Source organism: Azohydromonas lata NBRC 102462 (assembly GCF_001571085.1).
GTDB classification, from domain to species: domain Bacteria; phylum Pseudomonadota; class Gammaproteobacteria; order Burkholderiales; family Burkholderiaceae_C; genus Azohydromonas; species Azohydromonas lata.
The window spans coordinates 32,258-42,351 of record NZ_BCTC01000058.1 but is presented as its reverse complement, the minus strand read 5'-3'; the positions used below and the strand labels follow the sequence as shown (position 1 = coordinate 42,351).

Sequence of the window (10,094 nt, the reverse complement as noted above, 5' to 3'; positions counted from 1 at the left end):
CCTGCACCCGTAGCACTCGTGGCGCTTGATTGAGCAGGGTGCCGGTCACCGTTACGTTTTCCCCCGGACAGCAGTGCGCCTTCGCGGATATCACGGATCGGGGGCGAGGCGCCTTTGCCACACGGCATGCGCTTGAGAACTGCTTTCCGGGGCAGCGCAGCACCTGCGGGGTTCGGCGAAGTGAAGCACATCGCATCCCTGCCGCAACACCACCTCACCGCCGCTCCCAAAACCCCCATCCCCCTGCGCCACAATCCCCCTCAATGACGAATTCCCTCACCCTGTTCTCCCCCTCCGGGGTGGTCTTGAAGGCGGCGCCGGTGCGCCGGGCCGCCAAGCGGCTTCAAAAACTCGGCTTCGAGGTCAGCCTGGACGAGTCGGCCCTGGCGCGCTTCCAGCGCTTCGCGGGTGACGACGATGCCCGCCTGGCGGCCTTGCACCGCGTCGCCGAGGCCGCGCCCTCCGTGGCGCTGGCCACGCGTGGCGGCTACGGCCTCACGCGGCTGCTGGACCGCATCGACTGGCCGCTGCTGGCCCGCAGCGTCGAGCGCGGCACCCGCTGGGTGGGCTACAGCGACGTGACGGCGCTGCAGCTCGGCCTGCTGGCCCACACCAAGGCCGAGTCCTGGGCCGGGCCGCTGGCCATCGACGACTTCGGCAAGGAAACCGACGACCAGCTCGACGAGATCACCCCCGAGGTCTTCCGCGAGGCCATGTCCGGCGAGCTGGAAGCGGTGGGCTTCCGCACCGAGGCCGGCTTCGACGGGCTGGAGGCCAAGGGCGTGCTGTGGGGCGGCAACCTGACCGTGCTGTCGGCCCTGCTGGGCACGCCGCACTGGCCCAAGGTCCGGGGCGGCATCCTGTTCCTGGAAGACGTCAACGAGCATCCCTACCGCGTCGAGCGGCTGCTGCTGCAGCTCCAGCAGGCCGGGGTGCTGCAGGCGCAAAAGGCCATCCTGCTGGGCCACTTCAGCGACTGGAAGAAGTCGCCGCTGGACCGCGGCTACGGGCTCAAGCAGATGGTGGAGGCGGTGCGCGCCGTGTGCTCCACGCCCATCCTCACCGGGCTGCCCTTCGGCCACGTGCCCACCAAGCTGTGCCTGCCGGTGGGCCGCAAGGTGCAGCTCGTGGTGGACAGGCGCGACGTGTTCGTCGGGTGGGAGCATTCGCACCCTCACGAGCCAGCGCACGCGCACCATCCCGAATGCGGATGCGAGCACGCCCACGGGCACTAGGCCACGTTGCCGCCCGGGCCCCGCGGCGCATGTCGCGGGCGGCGTGGGGCGCGCTGGCGCTGGCGGCGTCGCTGGGCCTGGGCGGCTGCGACAACAGCCCGTACCCGCGCGGCACGGCCGAGAGCAACACGCTGCTCAACGCCTTCCAGGAGCGCAGCCCGCGCACGCTGGACCCGACCGCCTCCTACAGCAACAACGAGACGCCCTACACCTACCAGGTCTACGAGCCGCTCTACGGCTACCACTACCTCAAGCGGCCGTATGAGCTGACGCCCAAGGCGGCCGCCGCCGTCGTGGAGCCCCGGTATCTGGATGCGCAGCGCCAGCCGCTGCCGCACGACGCGGACCCGGCGCGCATCGCCTTCAGCGTCTACGACATTCCCATCCGGCCCGGCGTGCTGTACGCGCCGCACCCGGCCTTCGCCACGGACGACGCCGGCCACTACCGCTACCACGCGATGAAGCCCGGCGAGCTGGGCACGCGCCGCGCGCCGCCGCAGTTCGAGCACCAGGGCACGCGCGAGCTGACGGCGGAGGACTTCGTCTACGCCATCAAGCGCCACGCCAGCCCGCGCGTGGAGGCGCCCATCTTCGGCGTGCTGGCCGAGCACGTGCTGGGCATGAAGGCGTTCGCCGAGCGCGTGCGTGCCGAGGACGCGAAGCTGCGAAAGGGCATCCCGCCGTCTTCCCTGGACAAGCCCTTCCTGGACCTGCGCCAGTGGTCGCTGGAGGGCGTGCAGGCGGTGGACAAGCACCTGCTGCGCATCACGCTGAGTGGGAAATATCCGCAGTGGAAATACTGGCTGGCCATGACCTTCATGGCGCCCGTGCCGTGGGAGGCGGATGCCTTCTACGCCCAGCCCGGCATGGCCGGCGCGGGCATGAGCCTGGCGACCTGGCCGGTGGGCACGGGGCCGTTCATGCTGGTGGAGCGCGTCACGGATCGCCGCCACGTCATGCAGCGCAATCCCAACTTCCGCGGCGAGCCCTATCCCTGCGAAGGCATGCCCGGCGACAGGGAAGCCGGGCTGCTGGACGACTGCGGCAAGACCATGCCCTTCGTGGACCGCATCGTCTCGACCAACGAGCGCGAGAAGCTGCCGCACAAGGCCAAGTTCATACAGGGCTACCTGGACGTGCCGGAGATCGAGCGGCCGGAGTGGGGCATCGAGTTCCTGAGCGACATGCGCGACTCGGCCGACACCCGCAAGCTCTACGAGGAACGCGGCTTCAACTTCCCGAAATCGGTGGACATCAGCATCAACTACCTGGGCTTCAACTGGCGCGACCCCGTCGTCGGCCGCGGCGACACGCCGCAGCAGCAGGAGCGCAACCGCAAGCTGCGCCAGGCCCTCTCCATCGCCATCGACTACGAAGAGGGTTACCAGCGCATCTTCGTGAACAAGGCCGGTGAGGCCGCCCAGGGGCCGCTGCCCGCCGGGCTGTTCGGCTCGCGCCACGGCACGGTGCAAGGCCACAACCCGGTGACGCACAAGGTGGTGGACGGCAAGGTGGTGCGCCGCCCCATCGAGGACGCCCGGCGCTTGATGGTGGAGGCCGGCTACCCCGACGGGCGCGACGCCAGGACCGGCCAGCCGCTCACCCTCTACTACGACTTCCAGCGCGCGCCCACGCCCGAGATCCGCGCGGAGCTGGACTGGCTCACGCGGCAGTTCGGCAAGCTGGGCGTGCAGCTCGAAATCCGCGCCACGGACTACAACCAGTTCCAGGAAAAGATGCGCAACGGCCGCGCGCAGATCTTCAGCTGGGGCTGGCTGGCGGACTATCCCGACCCCGAGAACTTCCTGTTCCTGCTCTACGGCCCCAACGCCAAGGCGGGGCACGACGGCGAGAACGCCGCCAACTACGAGAACGCCGAGTACGACCGGCTCTACAAGCGCATGCAGGCGCTGGACGACGGCCCCGAGCGCCAGGCCGTGATCGACAAGATGGTGGACATCGTCCGGCAGGACGCGCCCTGGGCCTGGGGCGTCTTCCCCTACGCCGCCGCCGCCTTCCAGCCCTGGGTGCACAACGGCAAGCCCAGCCTGCTGGTGCGTGACATGGCCAAGTACTACCGGCTCGACACCGCCGAGCGCGCCCAGCGCTGGGCCGAGTGGAACCGGCCGGTGTGGTGGCCGCTGCTGCTGTTGCCGCTGGGGGCGCTGGCGCTGCTGTGGCGGCTGCGGCGGCAGTGGCGCGAGCGGGAATCGGCCGCCGGGCGCAGCACCGCCGTGCCCACGGCGGGCGCGGTGAACGTCGGGAAAGGGTCCGCATGATCAACGCGGTGCTGCGCCGCGCGGCCTATGCGCTGCTGGTGCTGGTGGGCGTGAACCTCATGACCTTCCTGCTCTTCTTCACGCTCAACACGCCGGACGACATGGCGCGGCTGAACATCGGCGGGCGCCGCGTCAGCGCCGAGCAGGTGGAGAAGTGGAAGGCCGAGCGCGGCTACGACCAGCCGCTGCTGTGGAACGAGCAGGCCCAAGGGCCGGACAAGCTCACGCGCACGGTGTTCTGGCAGCGCTCGGTATCGCTGCTGTGGCTGGACTTCGGACGCTCCGACTCCCAGAACGCCGTGGACATCGGCCAGGAGATACGCACGCGCATGCTGGTGAGCCTGCAACTGGCGGTGCCCATCTTCATCCTCCAGCTCATCGCCTCGGTGGGCTTTGCGCTGGTGCTGGTGTTCTTCAGGCACTCGCGCATCGACTTCTGGGGCGTGGTGCTGTGCGTGCTGATGCTTTCCATCAGCAGCCTGTTCTACATCATCGTCGGCCAGCTCCTGTTCTCGCGCGTGCTGAAGCTGGTGCCCATCTCCGGCTTCGCGCCGGGGCTGGATGCGGTGAAGTTCCTCGTGCTGCCCGTCGCCCTGAGCCTCATCGCCCGCCTGGGCGGCGAGGCGCGCCTCTACCGCGCCATGCTGCTGGAGGAGGTCAACAAGGACCACGTGCGCACGGCGCGCGCCAAGGGCCTCACCGAGCCCGCCGTGCTCATCCGCCACGTGCTGCCCAACGCGATGATTCCCATCCTCACCAGCGCCGGCTCTTATCTGCCTTACGTGTTCCTGGGCAGCCTGCTGTTCGAGAGCTTCTTCGGCATTCCGGGCCTGGGTGCCTACGTGGTGGACGCCATCTCGGCGCAGGACTTCGCCGTGGTGCGGGCCATGGTCTTCCTGGGTTCGCTGCTCTACGTGGCGGCCTTCCTGCTCATAGACGTCGCCTACACCTGGGTCGATCCCCGGGTGCGGCTGGAGTAGGGCCACCATGCCGCGCTTTGTCTTGCTGTGGACCGACGTGGTGCTGTGGGCGCTGGTGGCGGCGCTGGTTTTTTATGGCTGGCGCCTGCGCCGCGTGCCGCCGCTGCGCGCGCCGTGGCGGCGCATGCTCAACGACGCGCCGGCGCTGTGCGCGCTCATCGTCTTTGCCGCCTTCGCGCTGGTGGCGATGCTGGACAGCATCCACTTCCGCCGGGCGCTGCCGCCGACCGCCGCGGGCGAAACCTTCTACGCCACGCGCACCGAGAGCCTGCTGGATGTGCTGCTGGCGCGGCCCATCGCCATGCGCGAGTCCAGCTACTCGGCGCCGCTGGCGGCAGTGGCTTTCAACCGCCAGAGCGTGGAGCAGGGCGGCGACGTGGTGCGCACCTTCCCGCGGCTGTTGCACGGTGGCGCGCACCTGGCGGACCCGGACGCGCAGCGCGCGGGCGACATCGCGGCGCGGGCGCTGCTGGGTGCCGCGGGGGGGCTGGTCGTGGCCGCGGGGCTGTTCGCGCTGGCGGCGCGGTGGCGCTCGCGCCGCCGGGGCATTCCCTGGCGCTGGGCGCTCAAGGACGTGGTGCGCGACCGCACCCGCGTGCCGCTGCGTGCGGCGCTGCTGTGTGCCACGGCGCTGTGCCTGCTGGCCGGGCCGGTGATCGCGCTCATGGGCCACTACCACGTGCTGGGCACGGACCGCACGGGCAACGACGTGCTGGTGCAGGCGCTCAAGAGCGTGCGCACGGCCTTCGTCATCGGCAGCCTCGCCACCATCGCCACGCTGCCGCTGGCGCTGGTGTTGGGCATCGTGGCGGGCTACTTGCGCGGCTGGGCCGATGCGCTCATCCAGTACCTCTACACCGTGCTGTCGGCCGTGCCCAACGTGCTGCTGATCGCGGCCTGCGTGCTGATGGTGCAGGTGTTCATGGACCAGCACCCGGAGCTGTTCACCACGGGCGCCGAGCGCAGCGACGTGCGGCTGTTCCTGCTGTGCATCATCCTGGGCCTCACGGGCTGGGCCACGCTGTGCCGGCTGCTGCGGGCGGAGACGCTGAAGCTGCGCGAGATGGAGTACGTGCAGGCGGCCACGGCCTTCGGCCTGCCGGCCGGGCGCATCATGCTGCGCCACATCCTGCCCAACACGCTGCACCTGGTGCTGATCACGACGGTGCTGGATTTCTCCTCGCTGGTGCTCTACGAGGCGGTGCTGAGCTACGTGGGCGTGGGCGTGGACCCGTCGCTCAACAGCTTCGGCGGCATGATCAACCTGGCCCGCAGCGAGATGAGCCGCGACCCGCTGGTGTGGTGGAGCTTCACGTCCGCCTTCTTCTTCATGCTGGCGCTGGTGCTGTCGGCGAATCTGCTGGCGGACGGGGTGCGCGACGCGTTCGACCCGCGGGCGCGGGCGTTGCGGGTGCAACGGGGGTGAGGAGCGATGAGCCTTGACAGCGCTGCGCATGCCGTTAGCCAAGCCACCTCGCCTTCTGCTTCGTCATGCCCGCGAAAGCGGGCATCCACGAGCGCCGAGGTGTCGCCTCGAACTGCACCGCGCGGAGCCGGCGTCGGCGTGCCTTCAGCCCGGCAGGCGTGGATGCCCGCTTTCGCGGGCATGACGGATTGGAGGGCGTGGCGCCCTTGCCATCGGCCTGCCGAGAAACGCATTCCTGCCGATGTGCTGAACGGAGCGCAATGACACAGGCATCCCTCACCTCCAACGCCCTCCAGGCCCGCGACCTCGACGTCCACATTGACACCGACGCCGGCAGCCTGGCCGTGGTGGATGCGCTCTCCGTTTCGTTGCAGCAGGGCCGCACCGTGGCGCTGGTGGGCGAGAGCGGCTGCGGCAAGAGCATCACGGCGCTGGCGCTGATGCGGCTGCTGCCGGAGGCCGGGCGCATCACCGGCGGGCAGGTGCTGCTGGAAGGCGAAGACGTGCTGGCGCTGCCCGAGTCCGGCATGCGGGCGCTGCGCGGCAAGCGCATCGGGATGATCTTCCAGGAGCCCGCCACCAGCCTGGACCCGGTGATGACGGTGGGCTACCAGGTCGTCGAGGCCATTGAGCGCCACCTGCCCCTGCGCGGCCGCGAGGCGCGCGAGCGGGCGCGCCAGTGGCTGCAGCGCGTTGGGCTGCCGGAGCGCGCGTTCGAGAGCTACCCGTTCACGCTCAGCGGCGGGCAAAAGCAGCGCGTGATGATCGCCATGGTGCTGTCCACCGAGCCGGACTACCTGCTGGCCGACGAGCCCACCACGGCGCTGGACGTGACCGTGCAGGCCCAGGTGATGGCGCTGCTGCGCGAGCTGCAGCGCGAGCAGCGCTTGGGCCTGTTGCTGATCACGCACGACCTGGCGCTGGTCTCCGGCTTCGCCGACCAGGTGGCGCTGATGTACGCGGGCCAGATGGTGGAACTGGCGCCGGCGGGCGACTTCTTCCGCGCACCGGCCCACCCCTATGCGCAGGCGCTGCTGCGCGCGCTGCCGGACGCGCAGCGGCGCGACGAGCCGCTGGCCGCCATCGCCGGCAGCGTGCCGGGCCTGTCGGAGCGCTTGGGCGGCTGCCGCTTCAAGCAGCGCTGCCCGCACGCCATGCCGGCGTGCGGCGAGCCCGTGCCGCTGTTCCTGCCGGGCGCGGGCCGGGAAGTGCGCTGCGTCCTCTATGCCCCTGGCGCCGTGCCGCCCACGCCACGCGAAACGGCCCAGGCGCTGCAGGCTGCGGCGCCGGCATCCGCCACGGCCGATGGCGCACCCAAGGCCGACGGCGCGCCGCTACTGGAAGTCTCGAACCTGTCCGTGGGCTTTCCCATCCGCAAGGGCCTGTTGCGCCGCGTGGTGGGCCACGTGGACGCCGTGCAAGGCGTGAGCTTCACCATGCGTGCCGGCCGCACGCTGGCGCTGGTGGGCGAAAGCGGCAGCGGCAAGACGACCACCGGCAAAGCCATCGTGCAGTTGCTGCGCCGGCAGGCGCGGGTGACGGGGCAGGCGCTGCTGCAGGGCGTGGACTTGTTCCGCCTGGAGGGCGATGCGCTGCGCGAGGCGCGGGCGCAGGCCCAGATCGTGTTCCAGGACCCGTTCGGCTCGCTCAACCCGCGCCTGCGCGTGGCCGAGCTGCTGGAGGAGGGTTTACAGGCGTTGCTGCCGCAACTCCCGGCCGGCGAGCGCCGCGCGCGCGTGGAGGCGCTGGCGCGTCAGGTCGGCCTGCCCGCGGACGCGCTGCAGCGCTGGCCGCACGAGTTCTCGGGCGGCCAGCGGCAGCGCATTGCCATCGCGCGGGCGCTGGCCGTGCAGCCGCGGCTGCTGGTGTGCGACGAGCCCACGTCGGCGCTGGACGTGTCGGTGCAGGCGCAGATCCTGAACCTGCTGCGCGAGCTGCAGCAGCGCCTGGGGCTGGCCTACCTTTTCATCACGCACAACATCGGCGTGGTGGGCTACCTCGCGCACGAGGTGGCGGTGATGCAGGGCGGGCGCATCGTGGAGCTGGGCAGCGCCGAGCAGGTGCTGCATGAGCCGCGGCACGAGTACACCAGGAGCCTGCTGGCGGCGGTGCCGCGGCTGGTGGTGCCGGCGGGATAAATCAATCGCAAGCTTGTAGGAGGCCTACATCACTTTCCTTGCTCTGGGGTAAGAGCGGGGAGCTTGGCTGGCCAGGGGCGCAAAAAAGCCGCCCGCAGGCGGCTGTTTTGCAGGAGCGGGGCTGCCTCAGGCGCCCAGGGCTTCCATGGCGCGGGCGGTGATCTCGTCCACCGTGCCCAGGCCGCTGATGCGGGCGTAGCGCGGGGCCACGGCGTCGCCGGTGGCGGCCCAAGTGGCGTAGTAGTCCACCAGCGGGCGGGTCTGGCTCTGGTAGACCTCCAGGCGCTTGCGCACGGTCTCTTCCTTGTCGTCGTCGCGCTGGATCAGGGCTTCGCCGGTCTCGTCGTCCACGCCTGCGGTCTTGGGCGGGTTGAACTTGACGTGGTAGGTGCGGCCCGACGCCACGTGCACGCGGCGGCCAGCCATGCGCTCGATGATGTTCTCGTCGGGCACGTCGATTTCGAGCACGACATCCAGCTTCACGCCGGCTTCACGCATGGCCTGGGCCTGCGGAATGGTGCGGGGGAAACCATCGAACAGGAAGCCTTGCGCGCAGTCCGGCTGCGCGATGCGGTCCTTCACCAGGCCGATGATGATGTCGTCGCTCACCAGGCCGCCCGCGTCCATGACCTTCTTGGCTTCCAGGCCCAGCGGGGTGCCAGCCTTGACGGCCGCGCGCAGCATGTCGCCAGTGGAAATCTGCGGGATTCCATACTTCTGGCAGATGAAGGCGGCTTGCGTCCCTTTGCCGGCGCCCGGTGCGCCCAGAAGAATCAGTCTCATTGGGTTCCTTGAATGATGGAATGCGCCCCTGGGAAGGGCTTTCGACCGGCCAGGGCGGCCGGTATTGTCTCGAATGAGAATAACACGCGTGCCTTTGCACCAAGCTGACGCGAAGCAAGGCGGCAGGGCTGGAAAACCCCCCATGCCGCGTGATCCTCCTCACGTTATCGGCCCACTCTCGATGCGGGTGTCAGCGTGAAGTCAGCTTGATGGGCTCATGCCATGAGCCCCTTGCGTCAGGTTTGCGCGAGCAGCGCGCGCACGCGCTCCAGGTCCGCGGGCGTGTCCACACCGGGGCCGGGGGCCTGCGCCGCGACGTGCACGGCGATGCGCTCGCCATGCCACAGCACGCGCAACTGCTCCAGCGACTCGATGCGCTCCAGCGGCGAGGGCTCCAGCGTCGGGTAGCGGCGCAGAAAGCCCGCGCGGTAGGCGTACAGGCCGATGTGACGCAGCGGCGCGGGGCTGGGCAGCGCGTCAGGCGGCACGGCGTCGCGCCAGAAGGGCACGTTGGCGCGGGTGAAGTAGAGGGCGCGGCCGGCGGCGTCCAGCACCACCTTCACCACGTTGGGGTTGCGCCAGTCGGCCTCGCTCTCGATGGCGTGGGCGGCGGTGCCCATCACGCAGTCTTCGCGCTGCACCAGCAGCTCGGCGCAGGCGTCGATGAGCGCGGGGTCGATCAGCGGCTCGTCGCCCTGCACGTTGACCACGATGTCCTCGCCGTCCAGGCCCAGCAGCGTGCAGGCCTGGGCCAGGCGGTCGCTGCCGTTGGCGTGGCCCTTGTCGGTGAGCACGGCCTCAACGCCATGCGCGGCGCAGGCCTGCACGATGCGCTCGTCGTCCGCCGCCACCACCACGCGCTGCGCGGCCGATTGCGCGGCACGCTGCGCCACGCGCACGACCATAGGCAGGCCCGCAATGTCGGCCAGCGGCTTGTCGGCCAGCCGCGTCGAGGCCAGCCGCGCGGGGATGAGCACGGTGAAGGCGGCGGCCGTGGCGGCCGCGCTGGCCGGCACCAGGCTCATACCGCGGCGGCGTCGCCGGCGGCCGGCGCCAGCGGCGCGGCCGGCGCGTCCACGGCGCGGGCTTCGCTTTCCAGCATCACGGGCAGGCCGTCGCGTATGGGGAAGGCCAGCCGGTCGGCCGGGCACAGCAGCTCGCGCGGCTGCAGTTGCGTGTCGCGCAGCAGCTCCAGCGGGCCTTTGCACACCGGGCATACCAGCAGTTCAATCAGTCGGTGGTCAAGGCTCATG

General features: G+C 70.3%; 8 protein-coding genes. 5 read left to right on the top strand and 3 right to left on the bottom strand.

Translation table 11 applies throughout. The features are described from left to right. Positions 1 to 263: 263 nt before the first annotated feature. From ALA01S_RS19230 to ALA01S_RS19210, 5 genes are all read left to right on the top strand, one after another. Entirely contained in the window at positions 264 to 1,235 is a 972-nt protein-coding gene (locus ALA01S_RS19230; protein ID WP_066339692.1) for an LD-carboxypeptidase, read from the top strand. 29 nt (positions 1,236 to 1,264) lie between these two features. Next, entirely contained in the window at positions 1,265 to 3,514 is a 2,250-nt protein-coding gene (locus ALA01S_RS19225) for an ABC transporter substrate-binding protein (protein WP_066339688.1), read from the top strand. After that, positions 3,511 to 4,494 (top strand): ABC transporter permease, encoded by a 984-nt coding sequence (locus ALA01S_RS19220; protein WP_066339685.1) that lies wholly within the window; start codon positions 3,511 to 3,513, stop codon positions 4,492 to 4,494. Before ALA01S_RS19225 ends, ALA01S_RS19220 begins: the two co-directional genes overlap by 4 nt. A gap of 7 nt (positions 4,495 to 4,501) precedes the next feature. Next, the gene (locus ALA01S_RS19215) at positions 4,502 to 5,920 is read left to right on the top strand and encodes an ABC transporter permease (RefSeq protein WP_066339682.1); all 1,419 of its coding nucleotides are present in this window, start codon (positions 4,502 to 4,504) and stop codon (positions 5,918 to 5,920) included. A 260-nt stretch (positions 5,921 to 6,180) separates the two neighbouring features. Then, positions 6,181 to 8,058: an ABC transporter ATP-binding protein gene (locus ALA01S_RS19210; protein ID WP_066339675.1), complete on the top strand. Its 1,878-nt coding sequence runs from the start codon at positions 6,181 to 6,183 to the stop codon at positions 8,056 to 8,058. 126 nt (positions 8,059 to 8,184) lie between these two features. Here ALA01S_RS19210 and adk read toward each other — a convergent pair whose 3' ends face one another. From adk to ALA01S_RS19195, 3 genes are all read right to left on the bottom strand, one after another. Further along, complete coding sequence (adk, locus tag ALA01S_RS19205) at positions 8,185 to 8,841, bottom strand: adenylate kinase (RefSeq protein WP_066339673.1); 657 nt, start codon at positions 8,839 to 8,841, stop codon at positions 8,185 to 8,187. A 236-nt stretch (positions 8,842 to 9,077) separates the two neighbouring features. Then, positions 9,078 to 9,866, bottom strand: coding sequence for a 3-deoxy-manno-octulosonate cytidylyltransferase (kdsB, locus tag ALA01S_RS19200; RefSeq protein ID WP_066339670.1), 789 nt, complete (start codon positions 9,864 to 9,866; stop codon positions 9,078 to 9,080). Continuing rightward, complete coding sequence (locus tag ALA01S_RS19195) at positions 9,863 to 10,093, bottom strand: Trm112 family protein (protein ID WP_066339663.1); 231 nt, start codon at positions 10,091 to 10,093, stop codon at positions 9,863 to 9,865. Before ALA01S_RS19195 ends, kdsB begins: the two co-directional genes overlap by 4 nt. Position 10,094: the final 1 nt, after the last annotated feature.